Origin of the sequence: Peribacillus sp. NPDC096448 (assembly GCF_044762675.1) — a bacterium.
GTDB classification, from domain to species: domain Bacteria; phylum Bacillota; class Bacilli; order Bacillales; family DSM-1321; genus Peribacillus; species Peribacillus frigoritolerans_B.
Genome location: NZ_JBIWEU010000008.1, coordinates 108,536 through 129,350, shown reverse-complemented (window position 1 = coordinate 129,350; position 20,815 = coordinate 108,536). Strand labels below are relative to the sequence as shown.

Below are 20,815 nucleotides of genomic sequence, written 5' to 3'. Positions count from 1 at the left end.
GTAATCAATTTTTTATTTCTCTATTGAATTCTAATTGTTCGAAAAATAGAGCCCGGATTAAGCCTGCATCTAAAAGAAACCATTAGGGGGAGCCCCCCAATGGGAATATTGCCTTACATTTTAAAGGGATGGAACCCTATTTGAAATTATGCTTTGCCGTTTGAACCGAATTCACGTATTTTGCCGATGACCGTTTCTTTAATAGCTTCACGGCCAGGAACCATGTATTTACGAGGATCGTACACTTCAGAATCGTTTTTCAGGATTTCACGAACCGCTTTTGTGAACACAATTTGATTTTCCGTATTCACATTGATTTTTGATGTTCCAAGAGAAATCGCTTTTTGGATATCTTTCGTAGGGATGCCTGTACCGCCATGAAGAACAAGAGGTTTTTTCGTTAAATCCCGTACTTCTTCCATTTCTTTATAGCCTAGGTTAGGTTCACCTTTGTATGGTCCGTGAACGGATCCCAAAGCTGGAGCAAAACAGTCGACATTCGTTTCTTTAACCAACTGTTCACATTCTTGAGGGTCTGCATAAACGACTCCATCAGCGATTACATCATCTTCTTGTCCGCCAACCGTGCCCACTTCCGCTTCAACCGAAACATTGCGTGCGTGAGCGAATTCGACAACCTTCTTGGTTGTTTCGATATTTTCTTCAATTGGATGATGTGAAGCATCGATCATTACTGAAGTGAATCCAGCTTCGATGGCTTCCTTACATTTATCATAACTTGAACCATGGTCAAGGTGAATGGCCACAGGAACAGTGATTTTCATGTCTTCCAACAATCCTTGAACCATCATGACAGTCGTTTTGAAACCACCCATATGACGGGCAGCACCTTCGGAAACACCAAGGATGACTGGGGATTTTTCTTGTTCAGCAGCAGCTAGGATGGCTTGAGTCCATTCAAGGTTATTGATATTGAATTGACCTACTGCATATTTTTCATCAAGGGCTTTATTCAGCATATCTTTCATAGAAACTAAAGGCATTTGATTTCCTCCTACTAGTGGATGTTTATTTTTAAAGTTAATTCTTTCTAGATATTCCCTAAAACCAAAGTAGCATACGCTTATAAATCAGAATATCTCTCCTCTTTTAGCATATCAATACATCAAAAAAACAGCAACAATTACAACTGAACCATGCCTCAAATTTTATTCCAAAAAAACACGGCCTATCTAAAACAAGATAGCCGCGGCAATTTCTCCGTCAATAATATTAAATTTTCAAGACCGTTAACTCGATTGAATCGGCAAGTATTCACGTACGGCTTTTCTAATATCATCAATATCAAACGGCTTTGCAAAGTGTGTCATTGCCCCTAAATCCTTTGCTTCCTGAATCATGTCAAGTTCACCATATGCCGTCATGATTATGACCCGGATGTCCGGATCGACGACTTTCATCCTTTTCAAGATCTCGATGCCATCCATTCCCGGAATCTTCATATCCAGCAATACAAGATCGGGTGAATGATTATTTAGCACTTCCAAGGCTTGAATGCCATTAGCTGCTTGAAATGTTTCATACCCTTCTTTATGTAAAACCTCGTTCAATAAAATACGAATCCCGAATTGATCATCAACAATCAATATTTTCCCTGGCATTTTATCACCTCTCCCCTTCCCGATTCATCAATTAAATATATTAGCCTATTCGGCCATATTACCCGAAAAAGGGTAGTTACATAGATTGCGTTAAATCACTTGAGGTCCAACGCATTTATTCCATTCATGATTTCTATGTTCATATTCGATAATTGTAACAAAATTCCTGCTGTATGGCTAAAAGGAATTTTAATTTTTTTGTTTTTTCGACCGATTTAGTTAATTCAGCCCTTTGGACCAAAAACCCTGAAACCTGTCAATGTAAAGGAAAGTCCTTTATAATAAGTATATTATTTTTTAAAGGAGTCCCTGATCATGTTAAAAATTTTCTCGACACAGATAAGCGGTTTATTTAAAAAACTGATTGAAAATGAAGCCTTTGAAATGGAGGATGCCGGACGCCTGCTGGCTCAGGCTGCAGTTGGGGACGGTTCTGTGTTCATTCACGGTTTTGGTGAAATGCAGGGCGTCACTGCCGAGGCTTTGAATGGGGCAGAACCCTTTCCTAAGGCAAAAAGCTATGAATTAAGTGAAACTATTTCCAGGGAAGATCGATTTCTTATATTCAGCCGCCATTCAGACGATTCAGAAGCATTGATGCTGGCAAAACAACTCAAGGAAAAGGATATCCCATTTGTTGCGGTTTCTACATCAGTCCCTTCCGAAGAAGATACTCTTTTGGAGTTGGCTGACGTACATATTGATTTACGTATCCAACGGGGATTGATTCCCGATGAAACGGGAAATCGATATGGGTTCCCTACCCTCATTACCGCTCTTTTCGCTTATCATGGAATTAAATTCACTCTTGAAGAAATCATAAAAGAATATGAAGATGAAGAATGATAAATTCAGCTAAAAAAAGGGGTTCGGAAAATACTTTCATCAAATGATGTTCCCGAACCAACTGACCACTTATCTAAGCGTTATATAAATTTGATTGTAGCGGGTGTTGCGAGACTCATGCGGGAAAAGCACGTCTAAGCGGTGCCTGGAATCGAAATCAACATACAAATTGTACAAGCCATAAAAAAACTGTAGGCAAACTCGATTTTCTTCAAGTTTGCCTACAGTCTGAAACAGCCACATGGGCTGTTTTTTTGTTTATTAAAGATTTTTGCCGTTCTTTAATGACATACCGACAAAGTCGCGGAATAGCGGCTGTGGACGGTTAGGACGTGACGTGAATTCCGGATGGAATTGGGAAGCCACGAACCAAGGATGATCTTTCAGTTCAACGATTTCGACTAGACGACCATCCGGACTTGTACCGGAGAACACGAATCCTGCCTCTTCCATAGCTTGACGGTAGTGGTTATTGAATTCATAACGGTGACGGTGACGTTCATAAACAACCTCGTCATTATACGCTTCGTATGCTTTAGTTCCTTCGATAAGTTTACAAGGATACAGACCAAGGCGCAGCGTTCCGCCCAAATCTTCTACATCCTTCTGCTCAGGAAGAAGATCGATGATTGGATCAGGAGTATTTTCATTAATTTCAGCTGAATGTGCTTCTGGAAGTCCCAGGACGTTGCGTGCATACTCAATGGACGCCAACTGCATGCCTAAGCAAATTCCGAAGAATGGTTTTTTTGTCGTGCGGGCAAATTCGGTCGCTGCAATTTTCCCTTCGATTCCACGATCTCCAAAACCTCCAGGTACAAGGATTCCATCTGCATCTTGAAGAAGTTCTGCAACATTTTCTTTAGTTACGTCTTCGGAATTCACCCAGTCGATTTCAACATCTGCATCAAATGCGTAACCGGCATGCTTAAGTGCTTCCACTACAGAAAGATAAGCATCTTGCAATTCAACATATTTTCCGACTAAGGCGATTTTCGTTTTCTTTGATAAAGAAGTAACCTTTTTGACTAGTTCCTTCCAATCTTCCATATCCGCATCGCCACAGTCCAATTGCAAGTGATCACAAACGATTTGGTCCATATTTTGTGCTTGAAGCGCAAGAGGGATGGAGTAAAGTGTATCCGCATCAAGACATTCGATAACAGATTTTTTATCGATATCGCAGAATAAAGCGATTTTATCCTTCATATCTTGTGAAATCGGGCTTTCTGTACGTGCAACGATGATATTTGGCTGAATGCCAAGACTGCGTAATTCTTTTACACTATGCTGTGTCGGTTTTGTTTTCATTTCACCAGCAGCTTTGATGTAAGGAACCAGTGTACAGTGGATATACATAACATTATTGATACCGATATCACTCTTGATTTGGCGAATCGCTTCAAGGAATGGAAGAGACTCGATATCCCCTACAGTACCGCCAATTTCAGTGATGACTATATCGGCATTCGTTTCATTGCCTGAACGGAAAACCCGTTCTTTGATTTCATTCGTGATATGGGGAATGACCTGAACCGTTCCGCCTAGATAATCGCCACGGCGTTCTTTTCTCAGGACGGTTGAATAAATTCTGCCTGTAGTCACATTGCTGTGTTTACCAAGGTTGATATCGATGAAACGCTCATAGTGCCCCAGATCCAAATCCGTTTCAGCACCATCATCCGTTACAAACACTTCACCATGTTGATATGGACTCATCGTACCAGGATCCAAGTTGATATAAGGGTCAAACTTCTGGATTGTAACATTCAATCCCCTATTTTTTAATAATCTGCCTAAAGAAGCGGCCGTAATCCCTTTTCCCAAGGAAGAAACTACCCCACCTGTCACAAAAATATATTTTGTCATCTTATATCCTCCTATAGAATGTCTTCTTCCAATTCAGTTCTTCACATCATTAAATCGGAACCTGAATCGAATCTTCCGCTACATGAGCGGTTAAAAGCTAGAAACCGTAAACCAGTACAAACCATTAATCACTTAAAGGTCTTTAGTGAGAGTCATGCAGGATACATGAACAAGAATAAATTTCCTTAAATGACAGTTAACATAAATATGTTCTCTATAGTTTTTACAATTCTACGAGAAATCATTTTTAAAAATAAAAAAATGATGTCATTTATTCATTCCATCATTAAAAACAAAAACGCTCCGCTTACAATAAAAGTAAGGGAGCGATATAATTTAATCATTGTGTCCTTTTTTAAGGAGCCCAAAAATGATTCTACAAATTTCGCCTCAAAAAGTCAAGGGCGATTATTTATTTCTCATCCTCTTCATCCAAGTCAGCCAAGTCATCTTCGTCCTCATCATCTTCCAGGACAAATGCATCATCTTCGATTATTTCTTCTTCCAGATCGTCGTCATCATCCACGTCATCATCCAAAAGCACTTCGTCGATGACTGGAGAACCTAGAATATCATCATCGTCGTCATCTTCATCCTCGTCCAGATCATCGATATCTTCTTCAAAGTCAAGGTCTTCGTCTTCAAGTTCATCGAAATCATCGATGACGACAGCAGCCTTTTTGGCTTTCTTTTTCTTTTTAGGTTTTACAACATGTACGACTTCTTCTTCGATTTGGTCAACCGGGTACCATGTTTTCAATCCCCAGCGGTTTTCTCCTAGTGAAGTGAAACGGCCATCTACATTTAAATCCGTATAGAATTGGGCAATTTTCTTTTCCACTTCCGCTTTGGATAAATGGTGCAGCGAAGCTAATTCACTAATTAAGTCTTTAAATGGAATCGGTTCATTTCTTTCAACTAACAAATCATATGCCATCTCTATTAAGGACATTTCCAATAATTGCTCTTTTGAGTATTGTTTTAAACTCAAATTCCGCACTTCCCTTCTCTATTCAAACACTGAATTCCGTGTTTTTTTACATAAAAAAATAATCTAAAACAGTATTTCGATAAAATAACGACAATTCCTGCTAGACATATACTCCATTATAAACAATCTAAATGGGTTTATGCTAGTTCTATATGATACTTTCACAGATTTACCTTATTGTCTATCATTCACAGGAAACCAAAAGCTAAAGATTCTTCCTTTTTTTCTTTTTCGATTTCTGACGATAGGCTGACGTAAAAAAGACAATAGTCAGGATAAAAAAAGAAATCGCACCCAATTGATGCTCATACAGCTCAAATAAAAAAATGATGGCAAGAATGTAACCTATGATCAATCCAATCATTTTCAGGTTCATTTTCTCAACTCCAATAGGGCTGATTCTTCATTTTTGCCCCTTTTCCAAATAATTATAAGGTAAAATCTTCATTTTGTTAAAAAAGACGGAAATTATTAAAAAAAGGGGCCCCTAAACGTTCGGAGCCCCCCTCTTTGTTACATATTCCTTCGATATTGACCGCCTACATCATATAACGCCCTCGTTATCTGACCAAGACTGGCCACCCTCACGCAGTTCATGAGTTCAGCAAAGATATTTTCCCCATTCATGGCTGCCAATTTCAGTTTAGTCAACGCTTCATCCGTGAACTCCTTATTTCTTTCCTGGAATGCCCGGAGATTTTTGATTTGCCCTTCCTTTTCTTCCTTTGTTGCACGGGCAATTTCCATGCTGTTCACTGCTTCTTCGGAAGGAGGATTTGGATTCAAATACGTATTGACACCGATGATCGGCAACTCTCCCGTATGCTTTTTCATTTCGTAATGCATCGATTCATCCTGAATTTTCCCGCGCTGATACTGTGTCTCCATTGCACCCAGCACACCGCCCCGATCATTGATGCGATCGAACTCTTGCAGTACGGCCTCTTCGACCAGATCCGTCAATTCCTCCACGATGAAGGCACCTTGCATCGGGTTTTCATTTTTTGAGAGACCATGCTCCTTCGTAATGATCATTTGGATGGCCATTGCCCGGCGCACGGATTCTTCAGTAGGTGTCGTGATGGCTTCATCGTAAGCATTAGTATGCAGGGAGTTACAGTTGTCCTGTAATGCCATTAAAGCTTGAAGTGTCGTTCTGATATCATTAAAATCAATTTCTTGGGCATGAAGCGAGCGCCCGGAGGTCTGTATATGATATTTGAGCTTCTGGCTGCGGTCGTTCGCACCATATTTATCCCGCATGACTGTCGCCCAAATCCTTCTTGCCACCCTCCCGATAACCGTATATTCCGGGTCGAGTCCATTTGAGAAGAAGAACGACAAATTCGGGGCAAAGTCATCAATATTCATTCCGCGACTTAAATAATATTCGATGTAAGTAAAGCCATTCGCTAATGTAAAAGCCAGCTGTGAAATTGGGTTGGCACCCGCTTCTGCAATGTGATAGCCAGAAATGGATACAGAGTAGTAATTCCTGACTTTCCGATCGATGAAGTATGCTTGAATGTCACCCATTAACCTTAAAGCAAATTCCGTAGAGAAGATGCATGTATTCTGGCCTTGGTCCTCTTTCAGTATATCCGCTTGAACAGTCCCGCGTACCGTCTGAAGCGTATAAGCCTGCACTTCTTCAGCTTCGGCATCTGTAAGGGGACGGCCTAACTCTTCTTCTTTCCGTTGAATCTGCTGATCGACTGCAGTATTCATATACATGGCCAAAATGATTGGCGCCGGTCCATTGATGGTCATGGATACAGAGGTTGAGGGGTGGCAAAGATCAAAGCCTGCATACAGCTTTTTCATGTCATCCAACGTACAGATGCTGACTCCGCTTTCCCCTACCTTTCCATAGATATCAGGCCGGTGATCAGGGTCCTCGCCATATAAAGTTACAGAATCGAAAGCCGTGCTTAGCCGTTTAGCAGTATCATCCTTTGATAAATAATGAAAACGCCTGTTGGTTCGGTCTGGCGATCCTTCACCGGCAAATTGCCGCTTCGGGTCTTCCCCTTCACGCTTGAATGGAAAGACTCCCGCTGTGTAAGGAAAGAAGCCCGGAACGTTCTCACGGAATACCCATCCCAAAATCTCTCCATAATCCACATATTTCGGCAGTGCCACTCTCGGGATCATTAAACCTGATAAACTTTTCGTTTTCAGCTTTGTGACGATTTCTTTATCCCTGACTTTCGTTACAAACTGCTCCCCTGCATACTTTTCTTTTAAATCCATCCATCCAGAAAGGATTTTTTTAGATTCAGGCGATAAATTCGAAGCGGTTTCCTCTTTCAGTTTTTCTAGGGAAGCCACCATATCGCCGTCGTTGTCATTTTCCTTAATTGCATCAATTGCTCCTTCAAGCTGGAAAAGCCTCCGGGCAATACGCACTTGTTCAGCCGCACGCTTATGATACGATCTGACCGTATCACTGATTTCGCGTAAATAATACCGACGGTCATTGGGAATGATGACATTTTGCTTATAAACATCAGCTTCTTTGGAAAAGGCCGTACTCCAAGCCGTCCCTGATTTTTCATTAAGCTTTTCAATCAGTGCAGCGAATAATGCATTGGTGCCTGGGTCATTGAATTGGGAAGCGATTGTACCGTACACTGGCATTTCAGATGGATCTTGATCAAAAAGCGTACGGCTTCTTTGATATTGCTTTTGAACTTGGTTTTTTGCATCCTCGGAACCTTTGCGCTCGTATTTGTTAATGACTATCAAGTCTGCATAATCAATCATATCGATTTTTTCAAGTTGCGAAGGTGCACCGAATTCACTCGTCATTACATACATGGATACATCGCATATTTCGGCAATTTCTGCATCTCCCTGACCAATTCCGCTCGTTTCAACGATGATTAAATCGAAGCCAGCTGCCTTCACGACGGAAATGGCATCTTTTATCGCCAAAGACAACTCACTTTTTGAATGGCGGGTGGCTAGGCTCCGCATATAAACGCGCTCCGAAAAGATCGAGTTCATTCTGATCCTGTCACCAAGCAGGGCACCGCCCGTTTTCTGTTTGGTCGGGTCTACAGATAGAATGGCAACTCTCTCATCCGGAATTTCGTTAATGAACCTTCGTATCAATTCATCAGTCAATGAACTCTTTCCAGCGCCTCCAGTCCCCGTGATTCCCAGAACAGGAACCTTCTTTTCGGAAGTCTTGATCTGCTCAAAAAGACTCTCCACCGCTGCCGCCGATTCCTGTGAAACATCGAGTCTATTTTCGGCAAAGGTAATAAATTGGGCAATGGCATTTGTTCCCCCAGCAATCAATTCATCAAAACGTTCCTGTAATGATGGTTTGACTGTCGAGAAATCACACTCCTCCATCAAAACGTTTATCATTCCTTGAAGCCCATATTCCCGCCCTTCATCAGGTGAAAAGATACGGGCAATCCCATAATCATGGAGTTCTTTAATTTCCCTTGGGATGATGACCCCGCCACCGCCGGCAAAAATCCGAATGTGCCCGGCTCCCTTTTCCTTCAGCAGGTCATACATATATTTAAAATATTCCACATGTCCGCCTTGGTAAGATGACATGGCTATGCCTTGGACATCTTCCTGGATGGCCGCATTCACGATTTCTTCCACCGAACGATTATGACCTAGGTGGATAACTTCCGCCCCGCTGGACTGTAGGATTCTCCTCATTATATTGATGGATGCATCATGTCCATCAAATAAACTCGAAGCTGTAACGAATCTAATATGGTTCTTCGGTTTATACACCTCAACTGTACTCATTTAGCTCCTCCTTATTGAAACTTATTTATATCAGTGCTATTTGGAACCCGATACATTTTGAATCAATAATTGCGTCTGCAGTTCAACATACTCTTGAAGCGTATACTGTTTATGCAAAGCCCATCTTCTAAAACTCCACATCTGTCCCTGTACGAAAATGTTATGTGAAACAAGGCTTATTTGTTTTTCCGTTAATGATAGCTCCCCATTTTCGACACATTTCGTTATCACTTTTTCGAACATGCCCACCATCCTAAGTTCTTTGTTCAGAACATATGGTAAAGCATCTTTCGTCAAGGCTTTCACTTCCTGGTACATGACAAGCACTTCGTCCTGCATATCATCCATCACTTTATAAAAATAGGCGATCGTCAGCTTCAAACTTTCAAGTGTCCCATCACTCTGTTCTATTTCCTTCTGAAGCTTTTCCTGGACTTCATCATAGATAAAGTCACAAACGAGATATAATATATCTTCCTTGGTCCGGATATACTCGTATAACGTGCCAATGCTAAAGCCTGCCGCTTTGGCAATTTCCCTGGTAGTCGTTCGATGAAATCCCTTTTCCTTAAAAAGGGTCACCGCCCCTTTAATCATTTGTGTCCGCCTTTTTTCAACCAGCCGCTCATCCTTTACAGATGCAAGAACCTCTCTTTTTTCCATTTTCAAACTCCTTTTGAAAGCCCATCAATCATTTTTCAAAGACATTCTGAAGAAATTGAAAAGGGAATTCCGGTAAAGGCAGTGCCTCATCGGAAAACCACATTTTCAACCCTATTTAGTAACCATCCGTGAGATGACCAGCTTTTGAATTTCCTGTGTACCTTCGTAAATCTGGGTTATTTTCGCATCGCGCATATACCGCTCCACTGGATAATCTTTTGTATATCCATAACCCCCGAAAACCTGCACTGCCTCCGTCGTCACTTTCATTGCTGTATCTCCAGCAAAAAGTTTGGACATGGCCGACTCTTTCCCATAAGGAAGGCCCACTGATTCCAACCAGGCAGCCTGATAGGTTAATAGCCTTGAAGCCTCAACACCCGTTGCCATATCCGCCAATTTAAAACCGATCCCTTGCTGTGCAGAAATTGGCTTGCCGAATTGGACGCGCTCTTTTGCATAATCAACCGCAGCATCCAATGCACCTTGAGCTATGCCTACAGCCTGGGCAGCAATTCCATTACGGCCGCCATCAAGCGTCATCATCGCGATTTTAAAGCCTTCTCCTTCTTTTCCAAGGAGATTTTCTTTAGGAACACGGCACTCATCAAAGATGATTTCCGTAGTCGGTGATGAACGGATTCCAAGCTTCTTCTCTTTTTTACCAACACTGAAGCCTGGGAAGTCCTTTTCAATGATAAAAGCACTCGTTCCTTTTTGTTTCGATTCAGGATCTGTTAATGCAAAGACGACATATGTATCTGCAATCCCGCCGTTCGTAATGAAGATTTTTGAACCGCTGATAACATATTCATCACCCACAAGCTTTGCAGTCGTTCTCATACCGCCGGCGTCTGAGCCTGAGCTAGGCTCAGTCAGGCCATATGCACCGATTTTTTCACCCTGTGCCATCGGGCGAAGGTATTTTTGTTTTTGTTCTTCAGTGCCAAACTTATATATTGGCCATCCTGCGAGCGAAGTATGGGCTGATAAAGTCACCCCAGTTGAAGCGCAAACGCGGGAAAGTTCTTCAATCGCTATGCAATACGCTAAGTAATCACTTCCAATTCCGCCGTATTCCTCAGGCCACGGAATCCCAGTCAATCCAAGTTCAGCCATTTTATCGAAGATCTCACGGTCGAATCGTTCTTCTTCATCCCTCTCGGCAGCAGTCGGAGCCACTTCATTCTGGGCAAAGTCGCGCACCATTTTCCTGATCATTTCATGTTCTTCCGTTAGTTTAAATTGCATGGCAATGCCTCCTAAATTTCTCGTAATTAAAGATTTTTACTGATGACCATCCTCTGTATTTCGCTGGTACCCTCATAAATTTCAGTTACCTTTGCATCCCTGAAATAGCGTTCGACCGGATATTCCGTTGTATATCCATAGCCTCCGAACACTTGGACTGCTTCTATGGCCACCTCGACGGCCGTCCTCGAAGCGAATAGCTTAGCCATTGCAGCCTCTTTACCGCAATTCAATCCCTGCGAGCGTAAATAAGCCGCACGATAGACCAATAGCCTTGAAGCTTCTATGCTCGTTGCCATTTCGGCCAGTTTGAAACCAATTCCTTGCTGTTCTGCAATAGGTTTGCCGAATTGTTCCCTGCCTTTTGCATATTGGACAGCATGTTTCATGGCACCCTCAGCAATTCCCAGCGCTTGAGCGGCAATCCCGATCCTTCCAGCATCCAAGTTGGCCATGGCGATCTTAAAGCCTTCACCTTCTTTGCCAAGGAGATTGGCTGTAGGGACTTTCATATCCTCGAACGTTACTTGCACGGTGCTCGAGCCATGAAGGCCCATTTTACGTTCATCTTTACCGATGATTAAGCCTGGCGTCCCTTTTTCTACGACAAAAGCAGAGATTCCCTTGCTTCCCTTTTGAGGATCGGTTGAAGCAAAAACAATAAACACATCCGCTTCCCCGCCATTGGTGATAAAAACCTTGGACCCATTTATTCGATATTCTCCGCCTTCCTTAACTGCCACTGCCTTCGATTTCAAACTCGCAGCATCGGAACCTGAGCTTTGCTCGGTCAAGCAAAAGGCTCCTAGATTTTTACCAGCGGCTAACTTAGGCACATACTTTCGCTTCTGCTCTTCCGTTCCAAAATAAACGATTGGATTTGTGCCAACAGAAGTATGAACGGATAGTATGACACCGAGAGTGGGACTGACTTTGGAAATCTCATTGATGGCAATGATGTAAGACATGAAGTCCATACCCGCGCCACCGTATTCTTCTGAAATCGGAATTCCCATCAAACCAAGCTCACCCATTTTTTGCAGAACCGTTTTTGGAAACACGCCTGTTTCCATTGCCTCGATATGAGGAGTGATCTCATTCTCCGCAAAAGCGCTTACCATTTTCCGCATCATTTCATGTTCTTCGGTAAACTTGAACTCCATCCTTCATCCCTCCCTAGATGCACATCTTTCTATGATTAGTTATATTCATAAAAGCCGCGTCCTGATTTCTTGCCTAGCCACCCAGCTTTTACATATTTCCTTAACAGCGGACACGGTCGGTATTTATCGTCTCCCAGTCCTTGGTGAAGGGTTTCCATTATATACAAGCATGTATCCAGCCCGATGAAGTCAGCTAGCGTAAGCGGGCCCATCGGATGGTTCATTCCCAGTTTCATTACGTCATCGATCGCCTCTTTAGTAGCGACGCCCTCATAAAGTGTATAGATGGCCTCATTGATCATCGGCATTAAAATCCGATTCGCTACAAAACCTGGAAAATCATTGACTTCCACCGGCACCTTATTCAAGGATTCAGCCATCTTTTCAACTTCTTTATAAACTTCATCCGATGTTGCAAGGCCGCGGATGATCTCAACCAGCTTCATGACTGGAACTGGGTTCATAAAGTGCATGCCAATTACCTTTTCCGGCCTTTTCGTGGCAGCGGCTATCTCGGTAATCGGAAGCGAAGAAGTATTGGATGCAAGAATGACGTGCCGGGGCGTGATTTCATCCAACTCGGCGAATATTCTTGTTTTTATTTCCATGTTTTCCACTGCCGCTTCAATCACTAAATGTGCCGCAGCTGCATTTTTCAAATTCGTTGATGAAGTTAACCGGGAAAGGATTGCATCTTTCTCTTCGGATGCCAGTTTCCCTTTTTCTACCTGCCGGGATAGGTTTTTCGCAATAGTCCCTAACCCCTTTTCTACATACTCATCTTTTAAATCGTGTAAAAGAACTTCATAACCGCTCATTGCACAGACCTGGGCAATGCCAGATCCCATCTGTCCCGCACCAATGACCATCACTTTTTGAATGCCCATGAATATCCCTCCTCATTTATCTATGAAACTATCATCCTTGTTTAGGCACTTCTATTAAAACGGCATCTCCCTGACCGCCGCCACTACAGATCGCTGCGATGCCCAATCCCCCTCCGCGGCGTTTCAGTTCATGCATCAGCGTAATGATGATGCGGGCACCACTCGCCCCGATTGGGTGGCCTAACGCTACAGCCCCTCCGTTTACATTCACTTTCCCCGGCTCGATGTTGGCAATTTTCCCACTGGCTAGTGCAACCGCTGCAAATGCTTCGTTCACTTCAAACAAATCAATTTCCTCTATCGATTTACCTGTCTTCTTCAGAAGTTCATTTATGACCAGACCTGGCGTTTTAGGGAAGTCCTTTGCTTCCACTGCCACTTCTGCATGAGCTAAAATATAGGCAAAAGGCGTTTTCCCTTCTTTTTCCGCACGTTCCTCACTCATCAATACGAGTGCACCTGCCCCGTCATTTACACCCGGTGCATTACCTGCCGTAATGGTCCCCTCATTATTGAAAGCTGGACCTAGTTTAGCCAGCTTCCCGGCAGATGTATCTTTTCTTGGGGCTTCATCATGTTCGATGGTAATTGGTTCGCCTTTTCGGACCGGCACCTGTACGGAAATGATTTCTTCTGCAAGAATGCCGCCATCGATTGCTTTTATCGCTTTTTGATGACTCTCGTAAGCCCAGCCATCTTGTTCCTCACGGGTGATTTCAAGATCCGCGGCAGTACTGTTTCCGTAAGTCCCCATATGGACGCCCGTAAAACTGCAGCTAAGACCATCCGACATCATCGTATCCTTCAGTTCTCCATCACCCATCCTTAGGCCCCACCTTGCTTTCGGGAGGATATAAGGAGCATTGCTCATCGATTCCATTCCGCCGGCAACAATGATCTCTTCTTCACCTAAGCGAATGATCTGATCAGCCAATGTGACACTGCGAAGTCCTGATGCGCATACTTTATTAATGGTTTCCGTTTTCACTTCCCAAGGCAATCCAGCATGACGTGCTGCCTGGCGGGACGGTATTTGGCCTTGGCCTGCTTGAAGCACATTCCCCATGATGACCTCGTCTACTTGGCTGCCTTCAATCCCTGCCCGAACAAGTGCTTCTTTGATTGCTATTCCACCAAGTTGTGATGCAGTCAAACTGCTAAGACCACCGCCGAATTTACCAAAAGGTGTTCTCACACCGCTAATAATCACTGTTTTCGCCATCATTATTTCCCCCTATAAGTAACATTGATTGAACGCTCGCTCAATTTGGAGTTAAAAAAATAGTGTTGTAAGCGCTTAATATTATATTATATTACACATTTTTCTCAAAAATGAAAATATTTAGTTTGTAAATATTGAAAATATTGCCTGCTTCCATTTGATCCATCTCATTTAGAAGAAGCAGGCAATTCCATTTAAAATTAAGAGGCAATCGTTTTATTTTCACCAATGACCGCTTTTTCGAGTAGTTCAGCTACATCATACGTTTTAACATTTTCCTCAACTTCTTTTGCTTTCGTCCCATCAGATAGCATGGTCAGGCAATAAGGACATCCTGAACTGATCACTGTTGGACTGACGGCCAGCGCTTGTTCGGTACGGGCCACATTAATGCGGTTTCCTGTTTCTTCTTCCATCCACATCAAACCGCCTCCGGCTCCACAGCACATACCCTTCTCACGGTTACGCTCCATCTCAATAAGTTTCACACCCTCAATGGATTGCAGGATTTCACGTGGCGGGCTGTAAACTTCATTGTACCTTCCCAAGTAACAGGAATCGTGGAATGTAATCGTCTCATTCACCGGATACTGAGGCACCAACCTGCCTTCACTGACAAGTTTCGCCAACAATTCAGTATGGTGATACACTTCCGCTTCCAAGCCGAAATCCGGATACTCATTCTTAAAGATATTGTATGCATGCGGATCGATCGTCACGATTTTCTTTATTTCATTCTTTTGGAATTCTTCTATATTTTTCATTGCAAGTTCCTGAAAAACAAACTCATTACCCAATCGACGGGGAGTATCCCCTGAGTTTTTCTCCTTATTTCCGAGAATTGCAAATGTGACGCCCGCTTCATTCAATAATTTAGCAAAGGAAAGGGCAATCTTCTGGCTACGGTTATCGTACGACCCCATTGAACCTACCCAGAATAAATACTCGAATTCTTCGTCTGCCTTTTTTAATTCCTTCACGGTTGGGACGCTGACATCTTCCCGAAGGCTTCGCCAATCTTCTCTCTCTTTACGGTTCAATCCCCAAGGGTTCCCTTGACGCTCAATATTCGTCATGGCACGCTGCGCATCGGGATCAAGTCTGCCCTCTGTCAGCACTAGATAACGGCGCATATCGATGATTTTGTCGACATGTTCATTCATTACCGGGCATTGATCTTCACAGTTCCGGCATGTGGTGCAAGCCCAAAGTTCTTCTTCCGTAATGACTTCGCCAATCAGGCTCGGACTGTAAGCTTCTGTTGCTGCAGCTGACTCCTGCGCCCCCTGCGCGGCACCAGCCAAAGCAATCTTATTTCCCTTCGTATTTCCAAAAACAAAAGATGGCACCCATGGCTGCTTCGTTGTAACGGCAGCCCCCGTATTTGTTAAATGGTCACGCATCTTGATTATGATATCCATCGGGGACAGCATTTTACCGGTACCTGTAGCCGGGCACATATTCGTACAGCGACCGCACTCCACACAGGCATAGAGGTCCACCATTTGATATTGCGTCAAGTCCTCGATATATTTGGCACCGTAATATTGATTGCCTTCTTTGTCGAGAATCTCTTCTTCCAAATCAACCGGTTTCAATTTCCCCGGATTGTCCAGGCGATTAAGGAATACATTTATCGGACCGGCAATCAAGTGAGCATGCTTAGATTGCGGGATATAAACAAGGAAAGATAATATGATCAGTAAATGCAGCCACCAAGCTACATAAAAAACGACGGTTGCCGCTGTTGTTCCCATCCAGCCGAATAGAAATGCGATGCTCGATGCGACTGGCTCTGACCAGGTTGCATCGTGTCCATGCCAGATCATTCCCATTCCATTCCCCAGTAATACGGTGATCATGATACCTGTAATGAAGATGACAACCAAACCTGCTTTGAAATCCCTTTTCAAGCGAACGAGCTTTTCGACATAACGGCGGTATGCCGCCCATAGGATTGCAACAAGAACGGTAAGCGTCACAATTTCCTGGAAGAAAGTAAAGGCCGGATAAACAGGGCCAAACGGTAAATGCCACCCCGGCCTTAAGCCTTTAACGAAAAAGTCAAGTGCGCCAAATTGCACTAAGATGAAACCATAAAATAACAAGGCATGAATGATCCCGCTCTTTTTATCTTTAAAGAGCTTCTTCTGTCCAAATACATAAACCCCTATTTTGACAAGACGATCTTTCACACGGTTATCGAATTCCACTTTTTTGCCAAGTTTTATATAAGCAATACGAGTCTTTATCAAATAGACAAACAAACCGGCGGCGTAAGCGGTTACAATCAGGAATGCAACTAAGTTGATCCACAGTAAACCATTCATGCAGTCTTTCCCCCTCTTTAGTAAATTGCAAAATGCCAGGTACCATTTTGGGAAATTTGGCATTTTTCTGAAATTTGATTAATTCCATTATATAATGAATGAGCATTCAGTCAACTTTTTTCTTTTAAAAACTGTTTAAATTTTCTTCCCCTTAATTATATAATTCGACAATTCCATGCATTACCCTTCTGCATTCTAAAAAAATGAGGACCCTTTCCCCGCTTTTTAATGATTACTGACAGGGAATTAGAGCCAAACTAAATATAATCATTTAGGGGGGATTTTTTTTGAAGATAATCACTACGATTGCCTCTATATTTTTATTGATCTTCTCTTGGTGCTGGGTTGATCTTAAGGTAGGGCATAAGCGTTATTTGAAGCAGGCAACCAACATTAAATATCCGCCTCGGAACAGCGAAATGACTGTATTCACATCAGGGAAAATCCTGTTTGCAGATTTTATGAAGGAAGTCAGGCAAGCTCAGGATTCCATCCATATCCTTTTTTATATTGTAAAAAATGATAAATTCAGCAAGGACTTTTTGAAATTACTGCAGTCAAAAGCGGAAGAGGGTGTGGAAGTGCGACTTTTAGTCGATTGGATAGGAAGTAAAAAAATGCCCCGTGAAACCATTCAGGAGCTGACTAAAAGCGGCGTTCATTTTTCTTTTAGCTTTAAACCGAAACTCCCCTTCCTTTTCTATACCATACAAAAAAGAAATCACCGTAAGATCACGGTGATAGACGGAAAAATCGGCTATCTTGGCGGCTTTAATATCGGTAAGGAGTATATAAACCAAGGGGAGAAGCTGAACCCATGGAGAGATTACCATTTAAAAATGACCGGGGAAGGTGTAAAGGACCTTCAGGACGTCTTCCTCACGGATTGGTTCCATGATACAAACGAGGATTACAGAGGAACACCTGCCTATTTCCCGACATTGACTCCCGGGACGCAGGCACATCAGTTTGTCGTCACGAATGGCAGTGATCTTGAACAGGCACTGACACGCATGATTCGGCAAGCCACTAAAAAAATCATTATCGGGACTCCATACTTCATTCCCAGTGAAACTTTATTTCAAGAATTAAGGGAAGCCCTTGCACGCAATGTTTCCGTTACGGTCATCGTACCTGAAATTTCAGACCATCCCCTTGTCAAGGAAGCTTCTTTTCCCTACTTCCGGGTACTTATAAAAGACGGGGCTGAAATCATGCAATTTCAAAGAGGGTTCTACCATTCTAAGGTGATACTGATCGATGATATAATGTGTGATATCGGTACGGCTAATTTTGATAAACGCAGTTGTTTTTTAAATAGTGAAATGAACTGCATCGTTTATGACCGGACATTTATAAAAGATGTAGAAAAGGAATTGGCAGTGGACCTGGCCGAATCCAAGCCGCTAAATGGGGACGCTCTTTCCAACATGGGTGTAGTCCGTTCAGCAAAGGAATCGCTGGCTTCCATCCTTTCTCCTTTTCTTTGACATCCGTTTACTCAAGGAGAAAAATAAAATGAAAATAAGATTTGGATTCGTATCCAATGCCACTTGTTTATGGGAAGCTTCTCCGGCTAAGACAATTACTTTCAAGCGATATAACACACTTGGCGCAGTGAAAGGAATGGAAAAACTCCTGGATGTGACAAGGCAGAACATTGAAAATACCTTAAGGGTCCTTCAATATAACACGGCACACCAAATAGAAATATACCGGATGTCCAGTTCCATTGTTCCTTTAGCCACACATCCCGAAATAGAATGGGATTTCGTTACTTCTTTAAAAAAAGAGTGGAAACAGCTTGGCGATTGGGCCACTGCACACAAGATGAGGATCAGCTTTCATCCCAATCAGTTTACGCTGTTCACCAGCCCTAAGCCGGAGATTACACAAAATGCCGTGAAAGATATGGAGTTCCATTATAAAATGCTTGATGCAATGGGCATTGCGGACACCTCTTTCATCAATATCCATGTCGGTGGAGCCTATGGTGATAAAGAGTCCGCACTTGTAAGGGTTCATGATAACCTTAAATCGCTGCCTATGCACGTCAAGGAAAGAATGACTTTGGAGAATGATGATAAAACCTATACAGCATCTGAAACCCTGGGCGTATGTAAGAGGGAAGGCATCCCGCTTGTATTCGATTATCACCATCATCTCGCAAACCTTTCAGATGAGCCACTTAACGAGCTGCTCACCGAGGTGTTCACCACTTGGAATCAAGCAGGGGCGGTACCAAAGATTCATATTTCATCCCCAAAATCGGCAGGTGAATTCCGCTCGCATGCAGATTATATCGATTTGGACTTCATCATGCCCCTTTTTAAAGTGCTTAAGGATCTTGGACAGGACGTGGACTTCATGATCGAGGCCAAGATGAAGGATCGGGCAATGTTGCAGCTGATTGAAGATATAGCTAAGATTAGTGGTGTAAAAAGGGTGAGCGGCGGAGCCGTCGAGTGCTAATTGACCAAAAAAAGCGGCTGTTTCTAGCGAAACAGCCGCTTTTTTCCTTACATTTTTTCCGGTGCCGAAACCCCGATGATGGCTAATGCATTCTTTAAGGTAATTTGGACGGATTTGACCAGTCCTAGACGTGCCTTACTTCTTTCCATTTCTTCAACATCCAGAACCTTATCTGCATTGTAGAAACTGTGGAATGTAGAAGCCAGGTCGAATATATAATTAGTCATACGGTGTGGCATCCGTTTTTCGGCTGCTTCCGCTATTGCCTGCGGGAATTCTCCTAATTTCTTCAAAAGCTCCACTTCTTTTTCAGTAGTTAGGGCTGAGAAATCAGTGACTCCTTCATAGCTGATCCCTTGTTCAACACCTTGGCGTAAAATGCTGGAAATACGGGCGTGGGCATACTGTGCATAATAAACCGGGTTTTCATTGGACTGTGATACCGCAAGATCCAAATCGAAATCCATATGGGTATCCGCACTCCTCATCGCAAAGAAATAACGTGTTGCATCCAGACCCACTTCATCAATAAGGTCACGCATCGTAACTGCTTTACCGGTACGCTTACTCATCTTCATTTTCTCGCCATCCTTGTACAGGTGAACAAGCTGGATGATCTCCACTTCAAGCTGCTCGCGGTTGTACCCTAATGCTTCGATCGCTGCTTTCATGCGCGGTATATAGCCGTGGTGGTCTGCACCCCAGATATTGATCAGCGTTACAAAGCCTCGCTCCAATTTATTACGGTGATAGGCAATATCCGGTGTCAAATATGTGTAAGACCCATCCTGCTTAATAAGCACCCGGTCTTTATCATCGCCTAATTCCGTAGAGCGGAACCATGTAGCCCCATCTTCCTCATAAACATGGCCCCTGTCCCTCAACACTTTGAGTGCCTCATCAATTTTCCCATCTTGATATAGAGATGTTTCGGAGTACCATACATCGAATCCGACACGGAAATTACCCAAGTCCGTTTTCAGTTTTTCCATTTCATATTTCAAGCCGTACTCACGGAAAAATTCAAAACGTTCCTTTTCATCTGCATTTACATATTCATCCCCATATTCACTGGCAAGCGTCTTACCGATGCCAATGATATCTTCGCCATGATAACCGCCTTCCGGCATATCTTTTTCGAGGCCAAGTGCCTGGAAATAGCGGGCTTCTATGGAAATGGCCAAATTATTGATTTGGTTTCCTGCATCATTGATATAGTATTCACGTGAAACATCATATCCTGCTTTAGCGAGGATATTACATAACGTATCACCTACTGCTGCACCACGGGCATGACCAAGATGGAGATCACCTGTCGGGTTCGCGGAAACGAACTCCACTTGGATTTTTTCGCCTTTACCAAAGTCACTTTCCCCATATGCTTCATCCACTTTCAAAATGACAGGGACCAATTCTGTCAAATAGGAATTATTCATGTAGAAGTTGATGAAACCAGGTCCTGCTATTTCAATTTTTTCGATGGATGCTTTTGAGTTATCAAAGTTTTCAATGATTGCCTCTGCTATCATCTTTGGCGCTTTCTTTGCAATCTTGGTTAATTGCATGGCCATATTCGTGGAATAATCCCCGTGTGACTTATCTCTTGGAAGTTCCAATACAACATTTGGAATCTGCCCTTCCGTTGCTAAACCAGCTTTAATGACTGCCGCTTTAATCTCTTCTTTCAGTTTTTCCTGTACCTCTTTTACTATATTCATG

General features: G+C 42.9%; 16 protein-coding genes. 3 read left to right on the top strand and 13 right to left on the bottom strand.

All coding sequences use genetic code 11. The features are described 5' to 3' along the window. Window positions 1-146: 146 nt before the first annotated feature. Together ACIQ0C_RS15175 and ACIQ0C_RS15170 are read right to left on the bottom strand one after the other, a co-directional pair. Window positions 147-1,004: a class II fructose-bisphosphate aldolase gene (locus ACIQ0C_RS15175; RefSeq protein WP_403061344.1), complete on the bottom strand. Its 858-nt coding sequence runs from the start codon at window positions 1,002-1,004 to the stop codon at window positions 147-149. A 246-nt stretch (window positions 1,005-1,250) separates the two neighbouring features. Then, window positions 1,251-1,622: a response regulator gene (locus ACIQ0C_RS15170; protein WP_034315860.1), complete on the bottom strand. Its 372-nt coding sequence runs from the start codon at window positions 1,620-1,622 to the stop codon at window positions 1,251-1,253. 315 nt (window positions 1,623-1,937) lie between these two features. Between ACIQ0C_RS15170 and ACIQ0C_RS15165 the strand changes: the two genes are divergently transcribed. Continuing rightward, window positions 1,938-2,468 (top strand): DUF2529 domain-containing protein, encoded by a 531-nt coding sequence (locus ACIQ0C_RS15165; RefSeq protein ID WP_402835689.1) that lies wholly within the window; start codon window positions 1,938-1,940, stop codon window positions 2,466-2,468. A gap of 261 nt (window positions 2,469-2,729) precedes the next feature. Here ACIQ0C_RS15165 and ACIQ0C_RS15160 read toward each other — a convergent pair whose 3' ends face one another. The 10 genes from ACIQ0C_RS15160 to ACIQ0C_RS15115 form a co-directional block, all read right to left on the bottom strand. Next, complete coding sequence (locus ACIQ0C_RS15160) at window positions 2,730-4,337, bottom strand: CTP synthase (RefSeq protein ID WP_403061341.1); 1,608 nt, start codon at window positions 4,335-4,337, stop codon at window positions 2,730-2,732. 412 nt (window positions 4,338-4,749) lie between these two features. Then, entirely contained in the window at window positions 4,750-5,328 is a 579-nt protein-coding gene (gene rpoE / locus ACIQ0C_RS15155; RefSeq protein ID WP_403061338.1) for a DNA-directed RNA polymerase subunit delta, read from the bottom strand. Window positions 5,329-5,533: 205 nt separating this feature from the next. Then, window positions 5,534-5,704, bottom strand: a complete 171-nt coding sequence (locus ACIQ0C_RS15150) for a hypothetical protein (RefSeq protein ID WP_402835683.1) — start codon at window positions 5,702-5,704, stop codon at window positions 5,534-5,536. 137 nt (window positions 5,705-5,841) lie between these two features. After that, window positions 5,842-9,108, bottom strand: a complete 3,267-nt coding sequence (gene icmF / locus ACIQ0C_RS15145; RefSeq protein ID WP_403061335.1) for a fused isobutyryl-CoA mutase/GTPase IcmF — start codon at window positions 9,106-9,108, stop codon at window positions 5,842-5,844. A gap of 36 nt (window positions 9,109-9,144) precedes the next feature. Further along, window positions 9,145-9,771: a TetR/AcrR family transcriptional regulator gene (locus ACIQ0C_RS15140; protein WP_402835679.1), complete on the bottom strand. Its 627-nt coding sequence runs from the start codon at window positions 9,769-9,771 to the stop codon at window positions 9,145-9,147. Window positions 9,772-9,882: 111 nt separating this feature from the next. After that, window positions 9,883-11,022, bottom strand: coding sequence for an acyl-CoA dehydrogenase (locus ACIQ0C_RS15135; RefSeq protein WP_048683536.1), 1,140 nt, complete (start codon window positions 11,020-11,022; stop codon window positions 9,883-9,885). A gap of 26 nt (window positions 11,023-11,048) precedes the next feature. Then, window positions 11,049-12,185 carry an acyl-CoA dehydrogenase gene (locus ACIQ0C_RS15130; RefSeq protein WP_402835677.1) on the bottom strand — a complete coding sequence of 379 codons (1,137 nt, stop codon included), beginning with the start codon at window positions 12,183-12,185 and terminating at the stop codon, window positions 11,049-11,051. Window positions 12,186-12,220: 35 nt separating this feature from the next. After that, the gene (locus tag ACIQ0C_RS15125; protein ID WP_403061332.1) at window positions 12,221-13,072 is read right to left on the bottom strand and encodes a 3-hydroxybutyryl-CoA dehydrogenase; all 852 of its coding nucleotides are present in this window, start codon (window positions 13,070-13,072) and stop codon (window positions 12,221-12,223) included. Between the two features lie 31 nt (window positions 13,073-13,103). Next, window positions 13,104-14,294: an acetyl-CoA C-acetyltransferase gene (locus ACIQ0C_RS15120; RefSeq protein ID WP_403061557.1), complete on the bottom strand. Its 1,191-nt coding sequence runs from the start codon at window positions 14,292-14,294 to the stop codon at window positions 13,104-13,106. A gap of 200 nt (window positions 14,295-14,494) precedes the next feature. After that, a complete protein-coding gene (locus tag ACIQ0C_RS15115; RefSeq protein WP_403061329.1) occupies window positions 14,495-16,624 on the bottom strand; it encodes a (Fe-S)-binding protein in 2,130 nt (709 codons plus the stop codon). Window positions 16,625-16,911: 287 nt separating this feature from the next. Here ACIQ0C_RS15115 and cls point away from each other — a divergent pair, with 287 nt between their 5' ends. Together cls and uvsE are read left to right on the top strand one after the other, a co-directional pair. After that, on the top strand, window positions 16,912-18,114 hold the full coding sequence (gene cls, locus ACIQ0C_RS15110; protein WP_403061326.1) for a cardiolipin synthase: 1,203 nt from the start codon (window positions 16,912-16,914) through the stop codon (window positions 18,112-18,114). Between the two features lie 28 nt (window positions 18,115-18,142). Next, window positions 18,143-19,096 carry a UV DNA damage repair endonuclease UvsE gene (gene uvsE, locus ACIQ0C_RS15105; protein WP_403061323.1) on the top strand — a complete coding sequence of 318 codons (954 nt, stop codon included), beginning with the start codon at window positions 18,143-18,145 and terminating at the stop codon, window positions 19,094-19,096. A 47-nt stretch (window positions 19,097-19,143) separates the two neighbouring features. Here the strand turns inward: uvsE and argS are convergent, their stop codons facing one another. Then, window positions 19,144-20,814, bottom strand: a complete 1,671-nt coding sequence (argS, locus tag ACIQ0C_RS15100) for an arginine--tRNA ligase (protein ID WP_403061320.1) — start codon at window positions 20,812-20,814, stop codon at window positions 19,144-19,146. Between the last annotated feature and the right edge of the window lies 1 nt (window position 20,815).